The organism is Mesorhizobium sp. B2-2-4 (assembly GCF_006442375.1).
GTDB lineage: Bacteria > Pseudomonadota > Alphaproteobacteria > Rhizobiales > Rhizobiaceae > Mesorhizobium.
This window is the reverse complement of the sequence record NZ_VFWB01000003.1, coordinates 249,821-269,396: the sequence shown is the minus strand read 5'-3', so window position 1 is coordinate 269,396 and position 19,576 is coordinate 249,821. Positions and strand designations below refer to the sequence as shown.

At 64.4% G+C, this 19,576-nt stretch carries 16 protein-coding genes; 10 read left to right on the top strand and 6 right to left on the bottom strand.

All coding sequences use genetic code 11. The annotated features are described in order from the left end of the window. The first annotated feature begins 29 nt into the window (after positions 1 to 29). The 8 genes from FJ959_RS09550 (at position 30) to FJ959_RS09510 (ending at position 8,807) form a co-directional block, all read left to right on the top strand. Positions 30 to 989, top strand: a complete 960-nt coding sequence (locus FJ959_RS09550; protein WP_140523817.1) for a cell wall hydrolase — start codon at positions 30 to 32, stop codon at positions 987 to 989. Positions 990 to 1,087: 98 nt separating this feature from the next. Further along, a complete protein-coding gene (gene recR, locus FJ959_RS09545; protein ID WP_140513120.1) occupies positions 1,088 to 1,693 on the top strand; it encodes a recombination mediator RecR in 606 nt (201 codons plus the stop codon). A 197-nt stretch (positions 1,694 to 1,890) separates the two neighbouring features. Continuing rightward, on the top strand, positions 1,891 to 3,168 hold the full coding sequence (locus FJ959_RS09535; protein WP_140629823.1) for a lytic murein transglycosylase: 1,278 nt from the start codon (positions 1,891 to 1,893) through the stop codon (positions 3,166 to 3,168). 252 nt (positions 3,169 to 3,420) lie between these two features. Then, positions 3,421 to 5,064 (top strand): ABC transporter substrate-binding protein, encoded by a 1,644-nt coding sequence (locus FJ959_RS09530; RefSeq protein ID WP_140496855.1) that lies wholly within the window; start codon positions 3,421 to 3,423, stop codon positions 5,062 to 5,064. A 9-nt stretch (positions 5,065 to 5,073) separates the two neighbouring features. Further along, on the top strand, positions 5,074 to 6,141 hold the full coding sequence (locus FJ959_RS09525) for an ABC transporter permease (protein WP_140629821.1): 1,068 nt from the start codon (positions 5,074 to 5,076) through the stop codon (positions 6,139 to 6,141). Positions 6,142 to 6,280: 139 nt separating this feature from the next. Continuing rightward, positions 6,281 to 7,207, top strand: a complete 927-nt coding sequence (gene nikC / locus FJ959_RS09520) for a nickel transporter permease (protein WP_140559687.1) — start codon at positions 6,281 to 6,283, stop codon at positions 7,205 to 7,207. Next, positions 7,204 to 8,064, top strand: coding sequence for an ABC transporter ATP-binding protein (locus tag FJ959_RS09515; protein ID WP_140513126.1), 861 nt, complete (start codon positions 7,204 to 7,206; stop codon positions 8,062 to 8,064). Before nikC ends, FJ959_RS09515 begins: the two co-directional genes overlap by 4 nt. Further along, entirely contained in the window at positions 8,061 to 8,807 is a 747-nt protein-coding gene (locus FJ959_RS09510; RefSeq protein ID WP_140629819.1) for an ABC transporter ATP-binding protein, read from the top strand. The genes FJ959_RS09515 and FJ959_RS09510 overlap by 4 nt, the downstream gene beginning before the upstream one ends. A 36-nt stretch (positions 8,808 to 8,843) precedes the next feature. Here FJ959_RS09510 and FJ959_RS09505 read toward each other — a convergent pair whose 3' ends face one another. Genes FJ959_RS09505 through FJ959_RS09495 form a run of 3 tightly spaced genes read right to left on the bottom strand, consistent with a single transcriptional unit; the run spans position 8,844 to position 14,157 of the window. After that, positions 8,844 to 11,945, bottom strand: coding sequence for an efflux RND transporter permease subunit (locus FJ959_RS09505; RefSeq protein ID WP_140629816.1), 3,102 nt, complete (start codon positions 11,943 to 11,945; stop codon positions 8,844 to 8,846). Next, positions 11,942 to 13,021, bottom strand: a complete 1,080-nt coding sequence (locus tag FJ959_RS09500) for an efflux RND transporter periplasmic adaptor subunit (RefSeq protein WP_140523837.1) — start codon at positions 13,019 to 13,021, stop codon at positions 11,942 to 11,944. The genes FJ959_RS09505 and FJ959_RS09500 overlap by 4 nt, the downstream gene beginning before the upstream one ends. Further along, on the bottom strand, positions 13,018 to 14,157 hold the full coding sequence (locus FJ959_RS09495; RefSeq protein ID WP_140629814.1) for an efflux RND transporter periplasmic adaptor subunit: 1,140 nt from the start codon (positions 14,155 to 14,157) through the stop codon (positions 13,018 to 13,020). Before FJ959_RS09495 ends, FJ959_RS09500 begins: the two co-directional genes overlap by 4 nt. A 466-nt stretch (positions 14,158 to 14,623) precedes the next feature. Between FJ959_RS09495 and FJ959_RS09490 the strand changes: the two genes are divergently transcribed. Further along, positions 14,624 to 15,901 carry a 4-aminobutyrate--2-oxoglutarate transaminase gene (locus FJ959_RS09490; protein WP_140629811.1) on the top strand — a complete coding sequence of 426 codons (1,278 nt, stop codon included), beginning with the start codon at positions 14,624 to 14,626 and terminating at the stop codon, positions 15,899 to 15,901. 54 nt (positions 15,902 to 15,955) lie between these two features. Here the strand turns inward: FJ959_RS09490 and FJ959_RS09485 are convergent, their stop codons facing one another. From FJ959_RS09485 to FJ959_RS09475, 3 genes are read right to left on the bottom strand one after another with little or no spacing between them, the layout of a single operon-like run. After that, positions 15,956 to 16,276: a type II toxin-antitoxin system RelE/ParE family toxin gene (locus tag FJ959_RS09485; protein ID WP_181167355.1), complete on the bottom strand. Its 321-nt coding sequence runs from the start codon at positions 16,274 to 16,276 to the stop codon at positions 15,956 to 15,958. 11 nt (positions 16,277 to 16,287) lie between these two features. Further along, complete coding sequence (locus FJ959_RS09480) at positions 16,288 to 16,518, bottom strand: type II toxin-antitoxin system ParD family antitoxin (protein ID WP_140629808.1); 231 nt, start codon at positions 16,516 to 16,518, stop codon at positions 16,288 to 16,290. Between the two features lie 37 nt (positions 16,519 to 16,555). Then, positions 16,556 to 17,809, bottom strand: a complete 1,254-nt coding sequence (locus tag FJ959_RS09475; RefSeq protein ID WP_140629805.1) for an FAD-dependent oxidoreductase — start codon at positions 17,807 to 17,809, stop codon at positions 16,556 to 16,558. A 438-nt stretch (positions 17,810 to 18,247) separates the two neighbouring features. On the opposite strand from FJ959_RS09475, the gene FJ959_RS09470 reads away from it, so the two are divergent. Further along, a complete protein-coding gene (locus FJ959_RS09470) occupies positions 18,248 to 19,537 on the top strand; it encodes an imelysin family protein (RefSeq protein ID WP_140513142.1) in 1,290 nt (429 codons plus the stop codon). Positions 19,538 to 19,576 lie beyond the last annotated feature (39 nt).

Sequence of the window (19,576 nt, the reverse complement as noted above, 5' to 3'; positions counted from 1 at the left end):
GGCGGGCATCGAAGTGAGAGGGTTACCTGTTGATTGCCACGCGATGGAAGACGCCGCTGTTGCTCGGCGTCGTCACGTCTCCCCTGTTCCTGGCCGCTTGCAGCCAGACCGCGTCACACGGCATGTCCAGCCTGACCGACGCCATCACGCCGAGTTTCCTGAGCTCCCGCGGCTACCACACGCCGAAGGACAGGGAATGCCTGGAAAGGGCGATGTTCTTCGAATCCAACCGGTCGAGCCGCGATGGCATGATCGCCGTCGGCACTGTCGTGATGAACCGGCTGCGCTCCGGCAAGCATGGCGACACCATCTGCGCGGTGGTGGGCGAGCGCGGCCAGTTCGCGCCCGGCGTCATGACCAGGCCGATGAATTCGCGTGCCATGCCCGATGTCGAGGAAGCCGCCGACGCCGTGCTCAAGGGCGAGCGCAAGGCCAAGCTCAAGAACACGATGTATTTCCACACCGCGGGCCTGCGCTTCCCCTACAAGAACATGCATTACACCATGGTCGCCGGCGGCAATGCGTTCTACGAGAAGCGCGGCCGCAACTGGCAGCCGCTGCCGGACGAGCCGACGGTCGCGGTCGCCTCGGCCGAGCAGCCAGCAGCCCTGCCCGGAGTTGCCGCGACTCGTGTTGCTTCCGCCGAGCCGGCGGCCAAGACATCCGATCGCACCGCTGCGGCCTACGTGACTGCCGCGGCGGAGCCGATGCGCTCCGGCAAGGCGGCCCAGCAGACCTACGTGACGGCATCGGCTGCGCCGGCCGCAAAGTCTGCGCGCGTCCAGGAAAAGCCGACGATGGTGGCGATGCAGGAGCCGATGGAGGAACCGGACGCCGCTCGTTTTGGCGGGACCTTGAACACGAAGGTCATTTCCTCGGTGCAGGGCGCGCCGCAGGAAGCGGCGATGGGATTCCAGTCGACGCCTGAGAACACCGATGCCATCGGCGCGATGATCGTCAGCCAGAGCCGTCCGCTCGAAACCAACTGAGGCGGGCCGCACTTGACGGCCTGCCGGTGCTGGTTGGAGACGCGGTCCGGACGCAAAACCGCTTCGCACTTTTCGCGGAATTGCTCTAGATCAGGGCAATGTCCAAGCGAATCGCGGGTCCCGAGATCGAACGCCTGATCCAGCTCCTGGCCAAAGTGCCGGGGCTCGGTCCCCGCTCGGCCAGGCGCGCCGCGCTGCATTTGATCAAGAAGAAGGAACAACTGCTGTCGCCGCTCGCCGCCGCCATGGGCGAGGCGGCCGACAAGGTGCGCATCTGCTCGACCTGCGGCAATGTCGACACGTCGGACCCCTGCATGATCTGCACCGATCCACGCCGTGACGCCGGCACGCTGATCGTCGTCGAGGACGTCTCTGATCTGTGGGCGCTGGAGCGGGCGGCGGCGATGAACGTGCGCTACCATGTGCTGGGCGGCACGCTGTCGCCGCTCGACGGTATCGGCCCCGATCAGCTCAACATCCGCTCATTGGTCGACCGCGTCGCCGGCGGCGAGGTCAAGGAGATCATCCTGGCCGTCAATGCCACGGTGGAGGGCCAGACCACAGCCCATTACCTGACCGATCAATTGTCCGGTTTCGAGGTGAAGATAACGCGGCTGGCGCATGGCGTGCCGGTCGGTGGCGAACTCGACTATCTCGACGAAGGCACCCTGGCGGCAGCGCTGCGCTCCAGGACGGCGTTTTGACGCGATTGCGGGGAAGGATGCTTGTCACGATGATCCCGCATCCTCAAAAGTTGGCGTTCCGTGGCGCCCCCCTCTGTCCTGCCGGACATCTCCCCCTCAAGGGGGGAGATTGGCAATTTCGCAGCCGCCATTTCCTTTTCAACGGCGGTGTTTGGCGAAGGCAGAGACAACAGTCGATCTCCCCCCTTGAGGGGGAGATGTCCGGCAGGACAGAGGGGGGCGCCACGGAACGCGGCCTCCGCAAGTTCTGCTTTGCGTTTTTCCTGGCGATACTGGCTGCACTGTTCCTCTCCATCCCCGCCTCGGCCGCCAAGATCGACGACCAGTTCCGCGCCTGGCTGTGGAACGATTTGTGGCCTGACGCCAAGGCCAAGCGCATTTCCAAGCAGACCTTCGATGCCGCTTTCGACGGCGTCAAACCCAATCTCAAGCTGCCCGATCTTGTCATGCCCGGCGAGAAGCCGAAGACGCCGCAGAAGCAGCATCAGGCCGAGTTCGGCTCGCCCGGCGCCTATTTCGCCGAGAAGACCATCCGCGCGGTCACATCGGGCGGGCGGACGCGCGAGGCGGCCAACGCCAGGACACTCGCCGCGATCGAAAAGCGCTATGGCGTGCCGGGCGAGGTCCTTTTGGCGATCTGGGGCCGCGAAACAGGGTTCGGCGCGGCGAAGATGCCTTACGACGCCTTCGAGGTGCTGGGCACCAAGGCGTTCATGTCGACGAGGAAGGACTTCTTCCGCACCGAGCTGCTGGCGGCGCTCGAGATCGTCCAGCGCGGATTGGCCCCGGTGGATGCGATGAAATCGTCCTGGGCCGGCGCGCTCGGCCAGCCGCAGTTCATGCCGACATCGTTTCTCAAGCATGCGGTGGATTTCGATGGCGACGGGCGCGTCGACATCTGGAGCTCGACGCCTGACGTGCTCGCCTCCATCGCCAACTATCTCGTCCATTATGGCTGGGTGAGGGGACGTGGCTGGGGATTCGAAGTGACCGTTCCCGAGAGCGTCTCCTGTTCGCTCGAAGGCCCCGACCAGGGCAAGACAATCTCGCAATGGGCCGCAATGGGCATCAAGCGTGTCGGCGGCAAGGCATTCCCGGCGAGCGAGCTGAAGGCCGAGGGCTTCCTGCTGATGCCGGCCGGCCGCAGCGGCCCAGCCTTCATCGCCACGCCCAATTTCTACGTGCTGAAGCAATACAACACCAGCGACCTCTATGCCCTCTTCATCGGCCATGGCGCCGACCGCATCGCCCATGGCGATGCGAATTTTTCCGGCAGCTGGGGTGCGGTCGGTGACCTCCACCGCTCCGACATCGCCGCCCTGCAGCGGGCGCTGGAGGCCAAGGGCTACGATGTCGGCAGTGCCGACGGACTGCCCGGCTTCAAGACCCGCCGCTCGATCGGCGCCTGGCAGGAAAAGAACGGCAAACCCGCCACCTGCTTCCCCGATGCCGGCCTGGTCGCTGCTCTGAAGTAACTCCCACGTCAGGGTTTTTTCTCGAATGCGGCCTCTGTTGGCCTTCGCATGCTCCGGCTCGCCCGCCTGCCACTATGATCCAGTGAGCCGACGCATAAATGCTCGTTGCCCGCCGCGAGGCCGCCGGATATGCTGTTGACCAACTGGACAAAAACCACGACGGTAAGTGGTCAAAGGGGGCCCTTGTCGGCCTGGAAAAACACCGCAACCCTGAGCCGGGAACTCAGGTCAACAAAACAGGGAACAATCACCATGATGATGGAAAAGCTTGCTCTACGATCCCGCATTCTGCTTGCGGGTGCCGCAATGTCGGCGCTGCTTCTGGCGGGAGCGCCGGCTGGCGCGGTCACGCCAGCCGACACGCTGGTCGAAGGCTTCGCCATCGATGACATCATCTCCATGGATCCGGGCGAGGCATTCGAGCTGTCGACCGCCGAGGTCACCGGCAACACCTATGACCTGCTGGTCCGGCTCGACCTCAGCGACACCTCCAAGGTCAAGGGCGACCTCGCCGAAAGCTGGACCGTCTCGGACGATGGCCTGACCTACACGTTCAAGCTCAAGCCCGGCCTGAAATTCGCCTCGGGCAACCCGATCACCGCGGCCGACGTCGCTTATTCGTTCGAACGCGCCGTCAAGCTGGACAAGAGCCCGGCCTTCATCATCGACCAGTTCGGGATCAGCGGCGACAATGTCGCCGAAAAAGCCAAGGCGGTCGATGACACCACCTTCCAGTTCATCGTCGACAAGGCCTATGCGCCGAGCTTCGTGTTGAACTGCCTGTCGGCCACCGTCGCCTCGGTCGTCGACGCCAAGCTGGTCAAGGAACATGTCGCGGCGGTCACGCCGAGCGCCGACTACAAATGGGACAATGATTTCGGCAATGCCTGGCTGAAGACCGGCTATGCCGGCTCGGGCGTCTACAAGCTGCGTGAGTGGCGCGCCAACGAGGCCGTCGTGCTCGAACGGAACGACAATTACTACGGCGAAAAGGCCAAGCTTGCTCGCGTCATCTACCGCAACATGAAGGAAAGCTCGGCACAGCGCCTGGCGCTTGAAGCCGGCGACATCGACGTCGCCCGCAATCTTGAGCCAAACGACCTCGACGCCATTGCCAAGAACGCCGACCTCACCACAACCAGTGCGCCGAAGGGCACTGTCTACTACATCAGCCTCAACCAAAAGAACCAGAACCTCGCCAAGCCCGAAGTCCGCCAGGCCTTCAAATATCTGGTCGACTATGACGCGCTGAGCTCGACCATCCTCAAGGGCATCGGTGAAATCCACCAGACTTTCCTGCCCAAGGGCGTGCTCGGAGAACTGGACAAGAACCCGTTCAAGCTCGACGTCGCCAAGGCCAAGGAACTGCTGGCCAAGGCAGGCCTGCCCGACGGCTTCAGCGTGACCATGGATGTGCGCACCGGCCAGCCGACAACCGGCATGGCGGAATCGATCCAGCAGACGCTCGGCCAGGCCGGTATCAAGCTGGAGATCATTCCCGGCGACGGCAAGCAGACGTTGACCAAGTACCGCGCCCGCAACCACGACATCTATATCGGTCAGTGGGGCCAGGACTATTTCGATCCGAACTCCAATGCCCAGACCTTTGCCTCGAACCCGGACAATTCGGATGAGGGCAAGTCCAAGACGCTGGCCTGGCGCAACGCCTGGGATATTCCGGACCTGACCAAGCAAACCGAAGCCGCTTTGCTGGAGAAGGATTCGGGCAAGCGCGCCGACATGTACAAGGATCTGCAGCAGAAGATCCTCGATACCAGTCCCTTCGTCATCATCCATCAGCAGCTGGAAGTCGCCGGGTTGCGCAAGAACCTCAAGGGTTTCGCGCTCGGCCCGAGCTTCGACACCAATTTCGTTGGGCCGGTTTCCAAGGAATAGCGCCGGCGGATGAGCGTAGCTGAAAATCAGGCGGCGGCAGGGCGCGGCAGCGCCCGTGCCGTCGCCATTTTCTCATCGATCGGCCGCTTCCTGGTGATCGCGATCACGACCTATCTCGGTCTGCTCGCGGTGACCTTTTTCATTGGCCGCGTCATCCCCATCGACCCGGTGTTGGCCGTGCTCGGCGACCGGGCGCCGGCCAATGTCGTGGAACGCACGCGCCGCGAGATGGGTCTCGACCTGCCGCTGGTCGAGCAGTTCTATATTTATGTCAAAAATGCCCTCAATGGTGATTTCGGCACCTCGGTGCTGACCACCAATCCGGTCATGACCGACATCCGCCGCGCCCTTCCGGCAACGACGGAACTGGCGACGTTGGGTACACTGATCGGCGCGCTGTTCGGCGTGCCGCTAGGTGTGCTGGCCGCCGTCAGGCGCGGCAGCCTCATCGACCAGGTCGTCCGCGTCATCGGCCTGATCGGCTATTCCGTGCCGATCTTCTGGCTTGGCCTGCTCGGGCTCGTCCTGTTCTACGCCAAGCTGCAATGGGTTGCTTTCCCGGCACGGCTCGACGTCGTCTACGAATACACCTTCACGCCGATCACTGGCTTCTACCTTCTCGACTCGGCGATGCAGGGGCAGTGGGATGTCTTCTGGGACGCCTTCCGCCACATCATCCTGCCGGCCTCGCTGCTCGGCTATTTCTCGCTCGCCTATATCAGCCGCATGACGCGCTCCTTCATGCTCAACGAACTCGCCCAGGAATACATCGTCGCCGCGCGCGCCAAGGGCCTGTCGGAAACCCGCATCATCTGGGCTCATGCATTGCGCAATGCCGCCGTGCCGATGGTGACAGTGATCGCGCTCTCCTATGCCGGGCTGCTCGAAGGTTCGGTGTTGACCGAGACGGTCTTCTCCTGGCCCGGCATCGGCCTCTACATCACCAATTCGCTGCAGAATGCCGACATGAACGCGGTGCTCGGCGGCACCATCGTCATCGGCTCGGTGTTCATAGCCATCAATCTTCTGTCCGACCTGCTTTACCGCGTGCTCGACCCGAGGACCAAGGTAAGATGAGCAGAGGAATCCCACTTTCAGGCTCGGCTGCGGCCCACCCCGGCCCTTCGGGCCACCTTTCCTCTCCCCCGTCGAACGAGGAAGAGATGGTCTGCGAAGCAGACCGGAGTGGGGGTCGACAGCGCCAAGAGGCATCGTCATGACCGCCTCCGACGCCGCCCCCCTCTCCCGCCGCGACTGGCTGCTCAGCGAGCGGCCGGCCTCGCGCATACAGGCGAGGCTCGGCCGCGCCTATGTCGCGTGGCGGCGTTTTTCCGCCAATCGGCTGGCCTTTCTCGGCCTGCTCATCATCATCGCACTGCTGGTCATTGCCGCCCTTGCAGGGGTACTGGCGCCTTATTCGCCGACTTTCGGCGATCTGAAGAATGCGCGCCTGCTGGCGCCAAGTGCTGAGCACTGGTTCGGCACCGACGATCTCGGCCGCGATATCCTCTCGCGCATTCTCTACGGCTCGCGCTGGACGCTCTATGTCGTCATCCTGGTCGCCATCATCGCCGCCCCCATCGGCCTCGTGGTCGGCACCGTCGCCGGCTATGCCGGCGGCTGGACCGATGCCATACTGATGCGCATCACCGACATCTTCCTCGCTTTCCCCAAGCTGATCCTGGCGCTGGCCTTTGTCGCGGCCCTCGGCCCCGGCATCGAGAACGCGGTGCTCGCCATCGCCATCACCTCCTGGCCGCCCTATGCCCGCATCGCGCGTGCCGAAACGCTGACCGTGCGCAATTCCGATTACATCAAGGCGGTGGAACTGATGGGGGCCTCGCCCTTCCGCATCGTGCTGCGCCACATCATGCCGCTCTGCATCTCCTCGCTGATCATCCGCGTGACGCTCGACATGGCCGGCATCATCCTCACCGCCGCCGGCCTCGGGTTCCTCGGCCTCGGCGCGCAGCCGCCGCTGCCCGAATGGGGCACGATGATCGCTTCGGGCCGCCGCTTCGTGCTCGACCAATGGTGGGTGGCCGGCGCGCCGGGCTTCGCCATCCTGATCGTCAGCCTCGGCTTCAACCTGCTTGGTGACGGCCTGCGCGACGCGCTCGACCCGCGGAGCGGCGACCAATGAACGGCGAAACGAGGACACGGCCGGAACGCGCATTGCTCGAAGTCGACGATCTGCGCGTCACCTTCCCGACGCGCACCGGGCTGATCGAGGCGGTGCGCGGCGTTTCCTTCTCGCTAGGCCGCGAGCGGCTCGGCATCGTCGGCGAGAGCGGCTCGGGCAAGTCGCAGACCGGCCGTGCCATCATGGGGCTGACGCCGCCCCAGGCGCGGATATCGGCGAAGAGGCTGGCTTTCGACGGCATCGACCTTCTGGCCGCATCGCCACGTGAGCGCCGCGCGCTGCGGGGCAATCGCATCGCCATGATCCTGCAGGATCCGAAATATTCGCTCGACCCGGTGATGAGCATCGGCCGCCAGATCGTCGAGACGCTGCGCACCCATGAGAAGGTCTCCAAGGCCGAGGCGCGGGAGCGCGCGCTGGCCATGCTGGAAGCCGTGCAGATCCGCGACCCCCGGCGTGTCTTCGACCTGCATCCGCACGAGGTCTCCGGCGGCATGGGCCAGCGCGCCATGATCGCCATGATGCTGATCGCCGGGCCGGAAATGATGATCGCCGACGAGCCGACCTCGGCGCTCGACGTCACCGTGCAACTCGACGTGCTCGGCATTCTCGACCGGCTGGTCGGCGAGCGCGGCATGGGGCTGATCTTCATCTCGCACGATCTGCGCCTGGTCTCGTCCTTTTGCGACCGCGTCATCGTCATGTATGCCGGCAAGGTGGTGGAGCAGCTCAAGGCCTCCGAACTCGGTCGCGCCCAGCATCCCTACACGCGCGGCCTGCTCAACTGCATGCCCAAGATCGGCGCCGATCGTCACCCGCTGCCGGTGCTCGACCGCAAGCCGGAGTGGGCGGCATGACATCAGCAATCGCCGTCGACGGGCTGGAGGTCATCTTCGACCGCTTTCGCGCACTGAAGGGCGTCAGCCTGGACGTGCAGCCGGGCGAATCCTTCGGCCTGGTCGGTGAATCCGGCTCCGGCAAATCGACGCTGCTCAGGGCGATCGCCGGCCTTGCGCCGGTCGCTTCGGGCAGCATCGCGGTCAACGGCAAGAAGCTCGGCGCGCGCCGCGACAAGGCCTTTTACCGCGAAGTGCAGATGGTGTTCCAGGATCCGTACGGTTCGCTGCACCCGCGCCAGACCATCGACCGCCTGCTGCAGGAGCCGCTCGCCATCCATGGTTTTGACGACGGGGAAAAGCGCATCCAGCGGGCGCTCGACGAGGTCGGTCTCGGCAACGGCTTCCGCTTCCGCTACTCGCATCAATTGTCGGGCGGCCAGCGCCAGCGCGTGGCGATCGCGCGCGCGCTCATCCTCGAACCGTCGGTCCTGCTGCTCGACGAGCCGACCTCGGCGCTCGATGCCTCCGTGCAGGCCGAGGTGCTCAACCTGCTCGAGGAGGTCCGCCGGCGGCGCAAGCTCACCTTCCTGATGGTCAGCCACGACCTCGCCATCATCACCCATATGTGCGAGCGCCTGATGGTGATGCAAAGCGGCGAGGCGGTGGAGAATTTGACGGCGGGTGACTTGGTCGAGCGGCGCGTGACGAAGGATTACACGCGCAATCTCTTGCGGGCCAGCGACGGGTTTGTGAGGGTGTAGCTGAACTTTCAACGCGACGCTGATCGCCCCTTGTCTTCAGGCCCTGCCGCTTTCCGGGATGGCATCATCGGCCGGCGCAGTGCTTTCCTGCCCTCGCTTCGGCTCCTTGATCCTGAACCACGTCACATAAAGCGCCGGCAGGAACAGCAGCGTGATCGCAGTACCCGCGATGATGCCACCCATCATCGCGTAGGCCATCGGTCCCCAGAACACTTCGCGCGCGATCGGGATCAGCGCCAGGCTGGCGGCGGCGGCCGTCAGCGCGATCGGCCGCATCCGGTGTTCGGTCGCCTCGATAACGGCGGCCCAACGGTCCTTGCCCTCCGCGACAAGGTCCTCGATCTGCACGATCAGGATGACCGAGTTGCGGATCAGGATGCCGATCAGGGCAAGCACGCCGAGGATGGCGACGAAGCCGAGCGGCGCGCCGCTCGGCACCAGGGCCGCCACCACGCCGATCAACCCGAGCGGCGCCACCGCAACGACCAGGAACAGGCGCTGGAAGCTCTGCAGCTGGACCATCAGGATGGTTGCCATCACAAACAGCATCAGCGGCACGACGGCCGCTATCGGCCCCTGGCTCTTGGCGCTTTCCTCAACGGAGCCGGCGGTCTCGATCGAATAGCCCGGCGGCAGCTTGGCGATGAAGGCATCGACCGAAGGCTTCAATTCGTTGACCACCGTTGCCGGTAGAACGTCGCCGACCAGGCCGGCCCGCACCGTGATGGTCGGGATGCGGTCGCGTCGCCACACCGTCGGCTGTTCGAGCTCGTAGCGGAAGTTGGCCACCGCCGCGAGCGGGATGGCCTCGCCGGTGCTGGTCGGCAGTTGCATGTTCTGCAACGTCTCGATCGAACCGCGTTCGGCCTCGCGCGAGCGCGCCACCACATTGATCAGATAGGTGGCATCGCGCACTTGCGTGATGGTGGCGCCGCCGACGGTGCTGTTGAGCGCGCTGGCGATGTCGGAGGAGGTGATGCCGAGCTGCCGCGCCTTGTCCTGCAGCACGTCGACCCTGAGCACGCGCTGCGGCTCGTTCCAGTCGAAGGTCGGCGCGGCGAGTTTGGGATTGGCTGAAATCACGCCGGCGAATTGCTGCGCCAGCGAGCGCACCGTCTGGATGTCGGGCCCGCCGACGCGGTACTGCACGGGGCGGCCGACGGGCGGTCCGAGTTCGAGCAGCTTCACGAAGGCGTCGGTACCGACGAATTCCTCGCGCAGCAGCTTTTCCAGCGCCGGCTTCACCCGGTTGCGCGCCTCGATGCTCTTGGTGACGATGACCGTCTGGCCGAAATAGGGATTGGCCGGTTGCACGTCATAGGCGAGCACGAACCGCACCGCGCCTTGGCCGATATAGGACGAGAAATGGTCGATGTCGGGATTGCCGACCAGCGCCCGCTGCTCGAACCGCTCCATCTGCTCGCGCGTGTCGGCGATCGAGGAATTCTGCGGCAGGTTCCAGTCGACGATCAGCTCCGGCCGGTCCGAGGGCGGGAAGAACTGCTGCTGCACCAGGCCGAAGCCGGCGATCGACGCGGCAAACAACAGCACCGTGGCGATGATGGTCAGCCAGTGATGGCGCACCGAGCCGACAAGGGCACGCCGGAACAGCGAGGTGAAGCGGCCCGGCTGGTCGTGATGCTTCGTCTTCATCGTCGCCGGCAGAATGGTGACGCCGAGCAGCGGCGCGAAAAGCACCGCCACGATCCACGACACCAGCAGCGACACGGCGATGACGACGAACAGGGTGAAGGTGTATTCGCCGGCGGCGCTGTTGTTGAGGCCGATCGGAATGAAGCCCGCGACGGTCACCAGCGTGCCGGTCAGCATCGGGAAGGCGGTCGATGTGTAGACATAGGTCGCCGCCTTGCGCAGGCTATCACCGACCTCCAGCCGCGCCACCATCATCTCGACCGCGATCATCGCGTCGTCGACCAGAAGCCCGAGCGCGATGATCAGCGCACCGAGCGAGATGCGCTGGAGCGAGATGCCGAGATAGGACATGACCGTGAAGGTGATGGCCAGCACCAGCGGGATCGACAGCGCGACGACGAAGCCTGCGCGCATGCCGAGACTGATGAAGGACACGGCCAGCACGATGGCCACCGCCTCGAACAAGGCGCGCGTGAAGCCCGAGACCGCTTCCTCGACGATGACCGGCTGGTCGGCGACCAGATGCACGCCGACGCCGACCGGCAGGTCTGCCAGCACCTTGTTCATCGCCTCATGCAGCGCCTCGCCGAATTTGAGCAGATTGGCGTTGGGCTTCATGCCGATGGCAAGCCCGATCGCGTCCTGGCCGTTGAAGCGGAACAGTGCCGTTGGCGGATCGACATAGCCGCGCGTGATCGTCGCCACGTCGCTCAGCCGGAAGAAGCGGTCGTTGACGCGAAGATTGATCGCGCGAAGGCTGTCTTCGGAGGTGAACTGGCCGCCGACCCGCACGCTGATGCGTTCCGGGCCGGACTGGATTACGCCGGACGGCGTGATCGCGTTCTGCGCTTGCAGGCTTGCCACGATCGCCTGTTGGTTGAGGCCGAGGGCCGCGATCTGGCGGGTCGAGAATTCAAGGTAGATCGCCTCGTCCTGGGCACCGACCAGGTCCACCTTGCCGGCATTCGGCACGGTCAGGATTTTTGTCCTGACATCCTCGACATAGTCGCGCAGCTGGCGCGGCGTCAGCCCGTCCGACGTGAAGGCATAGATGTTGCCATAGACGTCGCCGAAACGGTCGTTGAAGAACGGCCCCTGGACGCCTTGCGGGAACTGCGCCTTGATATCGTTGACCATGTTGCGCACCTGAATCCAGTTCGGCACGACATCGCGCGCCTTGGTGGTATCCTTCAGGTTGACGAAGATGACGGTCTGGCCGGCTGTGGTGACGGATTTCGTGTAGTCGAGGCTGTCGAGTTCCTCGAGCTTCTTCTCGATGCGGTCGGTCACCTGCTGCACCGTCTCCTTGACCGAAGCGCCGGGCCAATTGGCCTGGATGATCATGGTCTTGATGGTGAAGGCGGGGTCTTCCTCGCGGCCGAGGTTGAGGTAGGAGAAGATGCCGGCCGCAACGAAGACCAGCATGAAATACCAGACCATCGAGCGGTGGTTGAGCGCCCAGTCGGAAAGGTTGAAGCCCTTCATGAGGCCCCTCCCGCGGGCAGTTTGACCTTCTGACCTTCGGTCAGGCTGTGGACGCCGGCGGTGACGACGCGCATTCCCGCTTCCAGCCCCTGAGCCACCGTGAAGGTTCCGCCGTTCCTGGAGGCAACCTTGATCTCGCGCGTGCTCACGCTCGATGTCTGCGCATCGACGATCCACACCCTGTCGGAGCCGTTCCTCTGGAAGAGCGCCGACAGCGGCAGTTCGATCGTCGGCTCCACCGTGGTCATGCGCGTTGCGGTCACGGTCGAGCCGAGCCGGAAGGCCTGCGGCGGATCGGTAAGCGTCAGCCGCACGCGCCGCGTGCGCGTCGAGCCCTCGGCCTGCGGCGCGATCTCGCGCAGCTTGGCCTCGGTCCGGATCGTCGGCAGCGATTGCAGGATGACCTGGAACGGCGTGCCGGCCGTGAGATCGCCGGTCAACTGGTCTGGAATGTCGACCACCGCTTCGCGCGGGTCCGAGCGCGCCACGGTGACGACCGTCTGGCCGGGGGAGACCGTCTGGCCGACCTCGGCGCCGACAGCCGTGACGACGCCGTCGAAATCCGAGAACAGCCTGGCATAGCCGAGCTGCTCCTGCGATTTGGCCAGCGAGGCCTTGGCCCGCTCGACACTGGCCTCGGCCGCCTTCCTCGCCTGCTGCGCGGCATCGAACACGGCTTGCGTGGTGTTGGCGGTGGCAAGCAATTGGCGCTGGCGCTCCTCGCTGGCGGCGGCGTTGGCAAACTGTGCCTCGGCATTGGAGAGCTCGGCCTTGGCCGCCTGGACGGACAGCTCCAAGGCGGTCGGGTCCAGTGCCGCGATCGTCGTGCCCTTGCTGACGATGTCGCCGACATTGACGTCGCGGGACACGACCCGGCCGAGCAGGCGAAAGGCGAGATCGGCGCTGACCTGCGGCTCGACCGATCCGGCGAAGCCGAAGACCTGCGTGGTGCGCGGCTCGACCACCACCGACAGCACCGGCCGGATGATCTCCGGCGGCTTTTCCTCCGATTTCGAGCAGGCCGCGAGCGCGCCAAGCGCGATCACGCCAAGCAGGAGGCGCGGCAGCCGGCTCATTGGCCCGCTCCCGATATCTCGATTTTCTGACCCGCACTGAGGAGCTGTCCGCCCGCGGTGACGACGCTTTGGCCCTCCTCCAATCCCCTGGCGATGACGACGGTGCCGGAATTGAAAGCCAGCACCTCGACCGGTGCCATCGTCACCGTACCGGTCGAGGGATCGACGATCCAGACCGCCGGCTTGCCGGCGCTGGACGTCAATGCCTGCCAGGGCAGCAGGATCGCCTTGGCCGGTTTGGCGCCGACCGAGCCGATGACGGCCGCGCCCAGCGGCATGCCGGCGGGCGTATCGGCAATGCCGACCTTGACCCGGATCGAGCCCGACGCCGGATCGACCGCCGGGGAGATTTCGCGCACCTTGCCCGTTGCCCTGATCTGCGGGTCGGACAGGAGCGTGATCGTCACCGCCGGCGAGGTCGGCGTCCTGGCGACCAACGTCTCCTGGACGTTGAACACCGCGTCGCGGTCGCCGTCCTCGGCGACGGTGAAGACGGTCTGCGCAGCCTGCACCACCTGGCCGGTTTCGACTTGGCGGGCGGTGATGACGCCCGCGGCGCCAGCCTTGAGTTCGGTGAAGGACAGGTTCTGCTTGGCATTGGCGAGCGCGCTCTGCGCCGCGTCGAGGCTGCCTTGCGCCACCTTCAATGCCTGATCGGCGGCGTCATAGTCGCGCCTGGTGGTGTAACCCTGGGCAAGCAGCGTCTTTTGCCGCTCGAAGGCGGCGGCGGACTGGGTCAGCTGCGCTTGCGCCGCGTCGAGATCGGCGTGCGCCGAGCGCAAATCGGATTCCTGCTCCTGCGGGTCGATGCGGGCAAGCACCGCGCCCTTGTCGACATGCTGGCCGACATCGGCAAGCCGTTCGGCGACGCGGCCGCCGACCCGGAACGACAGATTATTCAGCGTGCGCGCCGCGATCACCCCGGTCAGCGCGGTTCTCGGCGCATAGTCGGCCATCGCCACGGTCTCGGTGCGCACCATGATCGGCAGCTTTTTCTCGGCCGCTTCCTGTTTCTGGCAGCCGGCCAAAAGCAGGACGGCCGTGCAAGTGAAAAGCGCTACGCCGATGGAAAAAGTCGAAAAATTGGAAGGTTTGACCGATGGCGGCGAGACGGACGATGTCGCGTTCCTGCTCATGGGTTCCCTCAGCCGCAGGCCGCTCGCCGATCGCGATGCCTCGCGGATCCCGGCACGATAGTCGATCTCCCGAAAAAGGAAACCGGACTCGTACCCGTGTCAGGCATCCGACTCGGGTTTGCAAAGGCCTGACGACGGCCAGTCCCGGCCGGGCAGCTTTTCGTGATAGGAATTTTTTCCTTGACGAGGTGAAGGCAACTATGATAGATATTTGGATATGGTGCTGAGTTGCGCCAGGGACCCGCCGCACAGGCGGGTTTTTCCGTTCAATGATCCTCAACAGCGCGCCGCGAAGGCTCCGAACCCGTTAACGCAGTCCGTTGCCCTGGTACGGATATCGCCGGCTGGTCAGGCGCGATACCTCAGGCCCAATCGCCTGCCGGCGGTGCCGACTTGAGGAAAGCATGAAATAAGCCCAGAAGACATCTGATCAAGCAGAACGGGCGCCGGCCCTATGAGGGACATCATGAAGAACTCAGCCATTTCCGAACGCAAGAGCCAGTCGATCTCGCGCGGTGTCGGTATGACCACGCAGATTTACGCCGACCGGGCCGAGAACTCGGAGATCTGGGATGTCGAGGGCCGCCGCTACATCGATTTCTCCTCCGGCATCGCCGTCGTCAACACCGGCCATCGCCACCCCAAGGTCATCGAGGCGGTCAAGGCGCAGCTCGACCGCTTCACCCACACCTGCCACCAGGTGGTGCCCTATGAGAGCTATGTACGGCTGGCCGAGCGGCTGAACGGCATACTTCCGGGCAAGTTCGAGAAGAAGACGATCTTCGTCACCACCGGCGCGGAGGCGGTCGAGAACGTCATCAAGATCGCCCGCAATGCCACCGGCCGCCAGGCCGTCATCGCCTTTGCCGGCGGCTTCCATGGCCGTACCTTCATGGGCATGGCGCTGACCGGCAAGGTCGTGCCCTACAAGGTCGGCTTCGGCGCCATGCCGGCCGACGTTTTCCACGCCCCGTTCCCGGTGCCGCTGCACGGCGTGTCGGTGGCCGATTCGCTTGCCGCGCTCGATCGCCTGTTCAAGGCCGACGTCGATCCGGCCAGGGTCGCGGCCATCATCGTCGAGCCGGTGCAGGGCGAGGGCGGTTTCTACGAGGCGCCGCGCGATTTCATGACCGCGCTGCGCAAGATCTGCAATCAGCACGGCATCCTGCTCATTGCCGACGAGGTGCAGACCGGCTTTGCCCGCACCGGCAAGATGTTTGCCATGGAGCACCATGAGGTGACCGCCGACATCACCACCATGGCCAAGGGCCTGGCCGGCGGCTTTCCGCTGGCGGCGGTCACCGGCCGCGCCGAGATCATGGATGCGCCTGGCCCCGGCGGGCTGGGCGGAACTTATGGCGGCAGCCCGATCGGCGTTGCCGCCGCGCACGCGGTGCTTGACGTGATCGAGGAAGAGAAACTGTGCGACCGCGCCAACTCGCTCGGCGCCAGGCTGAAGCAGCGTCTGGGCTCGATCCGCGACGACGTCCCCGAAATCGTCGACATCCGTGGCCCCGGTTTCATGAACGCGGTCGAGTTCAACGACGTCAGGAAGGGCTTGCCATCGGCGGAGATGGCCAATGCGGTCAGGCTGAAGGCGCTCGACAAGGGGCTGATCCTGCTCACCTGCGGCGTTCACGGCAACGTCATCCGCTTCCTGGCGCCGCTCACCATCCAGGACGGCATCATGAACGAGGCGCTCGACATTCTGGAAAGCTCGATCCGCGAGGTTCGCGCTGCCTGAAGGGCCGGCGCCCATTTCTCCTGACGGCTTACACTGAGCCCGGTGAACGTGCCGTCAGGAGCTCGGATTCTGTAACCAGGCTGGAATGTCCATCTTGGCGTGCAGCACCCGCCAAACATCGATATGGTCGGTCTGTTCAAGATAAAAAATCAGGTATGGATAGCGCCTGACTTGCACGCTACGCAGACCAGGCAATCCAATTTCGTAGCCATATCTCAGAGAGCCCGATGCCGGATGGCTGGCTAGCAGTTTGTAGGCGTTTTGAAGCTCCTCGATGTAGCCCAATGCCGCGCGCGAACCAGCTTCTCGCGTATAGTAATCGACAGCATCCTCGACATCCCGCAGGGCTAGTTTTCGAGGAATGATCGCCTTTATGGGCACCTACTCTATTGGCCCTGCGCCCGTTTCCGCAGCGCGGCGAAATAATCGTCGTCAACCGGAGCGCCCGGGGCGGACGATGCGCCCTCAAGGAGCAAGCTGCGCAGAAGCTGACGATCCTGATCGCGGCGGATCAATTCACGCACATACTCGCTGCTCGTGCCATAGCCGCGATCGGTCACTTGCTGATCGACAAAATGCTTCAAGCTTTCCGGCAGGGAGATGTTCATGGTGCTCATTCAGGCATTTTATAGCCTATGGCAAAAATTGGCAATCTTAGGCACTGGCCTCGGCTGACTCTTTGTTCTGGAACGCGGCCAGCGCCGCTTTCAATCCGTCCGGCCCCGCTGCCACCGTCTGTGGCGCCGGCGAGAAGCCGGCGCTCAGCATCTTGCGGCCGAGCATGTGGTCGCCGGGGCGGTTGACCGATTCGATGCCGAGCAGCCTGTCTGCGGCATAGTGGTAGATCGAGAACTTGTTGTCGGCGAGATCGCCCAGCACGACATGGCTGTCGCCGCCGGACGTCAGACCGACCATCTGCAGCTTCATGTCGCCGATGTCGGACCAGAACCAGGGCACGGCCGAATAGGCGTCGGCATGGCCCGTTATGGTGCGCGCGGCAAGCCGCGCCTGGTCGGTAGCGTTCTGTACCGATTCCAGCCGCACGTCGCCCCCGGTGAACCAGTGTCGATAGGAGGCGGCGTCGCCGATGGCGAGGATTTCCGGCACCGAGCTGCGCATCTGGTGGTCGACGCGAATGCCGTTGGCGATGGTGAGGCCGGCTTCCCCGGCCAGTTCGACATTGGGCACGGCGCCGATGCCGACGACGACCATGCGCGCCGGCAGCCTTTCGCCTGACGAGGTGATCGCGGCCGTGACATGGCCGTTTTCGCCTTCGAGCCTTGCGATCGTGGTGCCGGTTAGAATGTGCACGCCGGTCGCTTCCAGCCGCTGGCGGACATGGCCCGCCACGATCGGCGCCACGGCGCGGCCAAGCAGCCGGTCGACCGCTTCCACGACCGTTACGGTGCGGCCGGCCGCGCGCAGCGTCGCCGCGATCTCCAGCCCGATGAAGCCGCCGCCGAGGATGACGACGTCTTCGCTCCGTGTGCTCAAGTCCCGGATCAGCCGCGCATCGGAAAGCGAGCGCAGCGACACTACACCGGACAGATCCACGCCGGGCAGCGGCAGCAGGCGCGGGCGCGAGCCGGTGGCGAGGATCAGATGATCGAAGGCAAGTTCGCCGCCGCCTGATATCTCCAAACGGCGACGTCCGGCATCGATGCGGTCGATCCGAACGCCCGGCCGGTAGTCGACGGCGCTGCCGGTGTAAAATGCCTCGCCACGCAAGGGTTGCGGCTTGGCCTCGGCATCCTTGATGAAGGTCTTCGACAGCGGCGGCTTGTGATAGGGCAGCTCGTTCTCATCGCCGACGAGGATCACCGGCCCGTCATAATCGTCCTCGCGCAGGCTTGCCGCCGCCTGCACGCCCGCATGTCCCGCACCGACAATGACCACGCCGTTCTTCATCGCATTCCGATCCCGAACTTGATTTTAGGATGTCTCGCCACGTGGCAATTGTCTGGCGCCGCCGCAAGGGGGCATTTGCGGGTCGCACCCGGAACGGCGGCTGTCAATCGGACAGTTTGGCGATGAAGTCGGCACACGGTGCAGGCGGCTAAAGTTGAGTATCGCAGTTTAGAATAATTCTAAACTGTTGTTTCGATTGAGTTTTCCTGTCGATTTTCGTTGACTTCCATCTGTCCTGAAGCTTTATGGGGCCTCGCGCATCGGCGCATCCCTTTGATGTCTGGGCCTTGAACCCTTTCGATTGGAGGCATTTTGGTGTCTTTCTTCTTCGACCCGCGCGACAGCGCGGCATGCCCCGCGAATGACGGCCTGCACATGGCCTGGCGCCGGTTGTCGCGCGCGCCGTTCACAAAATTCCCGAAAAACTGGAGAGTGATAATGACGGCACGACATGGCAGCAGGCTTGCGGCGATCAGTGCCACGGCGCTGCTGACGGCGGCGGTGTTCGTGCTGCCGGCCAAGGCCGAGAGCGATCCCAAGGCGGTCATCAAGACCTATGCCGACATCGCGCTTGCCAAATACGAGGATTCGCTGACCACCGCGCAGGCGCTCGACAAGGCGGTCGATACCTTGTTGGCCAAGCCTTCGGCCGAGACGCTCAATGCCGCCCGCGAGGCCTGGAAGGCATCGCGCGTTCCCTACCAGCAGACCGAGGTCTACCGCTTCGGCAACAAGATCGTCGACGACTGGGAAGGCAGGGTGAATTCCTGGCCGCTGGACGAAGGCCTGATCGATTATGTCGCCAAGAGCTACGGCACAGAATCCGACGCGAATTCGCTCTACACGGCCAATGTGATCGCCAACAAGGAGATCGAGATCAACGGCAAGAAGGTGGACGCCTCGAAGCTTTCGCCGGAATTCCTCTCCGGCACGCTGCAGGAGGCCGGCGGCGTGGAGGCCAATGTCGCCACCGGCTACCATGCCATCGAGTTCCTGCTCTGGGGTCAGGACCTGCACGGCACCGGACCGGGCGCCGGCGAGCGCCCCTACACCGACTATGATCTCAAGAACTGCACCGGCGGCAATTGCGACCGCCGCGCGGAATATCTGAAGTCGGCCAGCACGCTTTTGGTGTCCGACCTCCAGGAGATGGTCGGCGACTGGAAGGAAGGCGGCGCTGCGCGCAAGAACCTGGTCGACGGCGAGCCGAACGCCGCCATTTCGGCCATCTTCACCGGCATGGGCTCGCTCTCCTACGGCGAACTCGCCGGCGAGCGCATGAAACTCGGCCTGCTGCTGCACGATCCGGAAGAGGAGCATGACTGCTTCTCCGACAACACCTACAATTCCCATCTCTATGACGCCGTCGGCATCCGCGCCGCCTATCACGCCAGCTACACCAGGCTGGACGGCACCGTTATTTCAGGGCCGTCGGTGGCGGACATGGTCAAGGCGGCCGATCCGGCCATCGACAAGGAACTGTCTGACAAGCTCGATGTCACCGTCGCCAAGATGGAGGCGATCAAGGCCCGCGCCGAAGGCGGCGAGGCTTACGACCAGCAGATCGCCGAAGGCAACACCGAGGGCAACGCCACGGTGCAGGCGGCAATCGACGCACTGATCGACCAGACCAAATCGGTCGAACGCGCCGTCGGCGCGCTGAAGCTCAACGCCATAGCCTTTGAGGGTTCAGACAGCCTTGATGCGCCGGACAAGGTGTTCCAGTAAGCGTCGAAGCCTGGAAGCCCGGGCCGAAGTCACAAAGGG

Excerpts from the sequence above, each read along its gene's own strand:
- recR (WP_140513120.1), top strand. The coding sequence starts at position 1,088 with ATGTCCAAGCGAATCGCGGGTCCCGAGATCGAACGCCTGATCCAGCTC.
- FJ959_RS09535 (WP_140629823.1), top strand. The coding sequence starts at position 1,891 with ATGTCCGGCAGGACAGAGGGGGGCGCCACGGAACGCGGCCTCCGCAAG.
- FJ959_RS09530 (WP_140496855.1), top strand. The coding sequence starts at position 3,421 with ATGATGATGGAAAAGCTTGCTCTACGATCCCGCATTCTGCTTGCGGGT.
- FJ959_RS09525 (WP_140629821.1), top strand. The coding sequence starts at position 5,074 with ATGAGCGTAGCTGAAAATCAGGCGGCGGCAGGGCGCGGCAGCGCCCGT.
- nikC (WP_140559687.1), top strand. The coding sequence starts at position 6,281 with ATGACCGCCTCCGACGCCGCCCCCCTCTCCCGCCGCGACTGGCTGCTC.
- FJ959_RS09515 (WP_140513126.1), top strand. The coding sequence starts at position 7,204 with ATGAACGGCGAAACGAGGACACGGCCGGAACGCGCATTGCTCGAAGTC.
- FJ959_RS09510 (WP_140629819.1), top strand. The coding sequence starts at position 8,061 with ATGACATCAGCAATCGCCGTCGACGGGCTGGAGGTCATCTTCGACCGC.
- FJ959_RS09505 (WP_140629816.1), bottom strand. The coding sequence starts at position 11,945 with ATGAAGGGCTTCAACCTTTCCGACTGGGCGCTCAACCACCGCTCGATG.
- FJ959_RS09500 (WP_140523837.1), bottom strand. The coding sequence starts at position 13,021 with ATGAGCCGGCTGCCGCGCCTCCTGCTTGGCGTGATCGCGCTTGGCGCG.
- FJ959_RS09495 (WP_140629814.1), bottom strand. The coding sequence starts at position 14,157 with ATGAGCAGGAACGCGACATCGTCCGTCTCGCCGCCATCGGTCAAACCT.
- FJ959_RS09490 (WP_140629811.1), top strand. The coding sequence starts at position 14,624 with ATGAAGAACTCAGCCATTTCCGAACGCAAGAGCCAGTCGATCTCGCGC.
- FJ959_RS09480 (WP_140629808.1), bottom strand. The coding sequence starts at position 16,518 with ATGAGCACCATGAACATCTCCCTGCCGGAAAGCTTGAAGCATTTTGTC.
- FJ959_RS09475 (WP_140629805.1), bottom strand. The coding sequence starts at position 17,809 with ATGAAGAACGGCGTGGTCATTGTCGGTGCGGGACATGCGGGCGTGCAG.
- FJ959_RS09470 (WP_140513142.1), top strand. The coding sequence starts at position 18,248 with ATGACGGCACGACATGGCAGCAGGCTTGCGGCGATCAGTGCCACGGCG.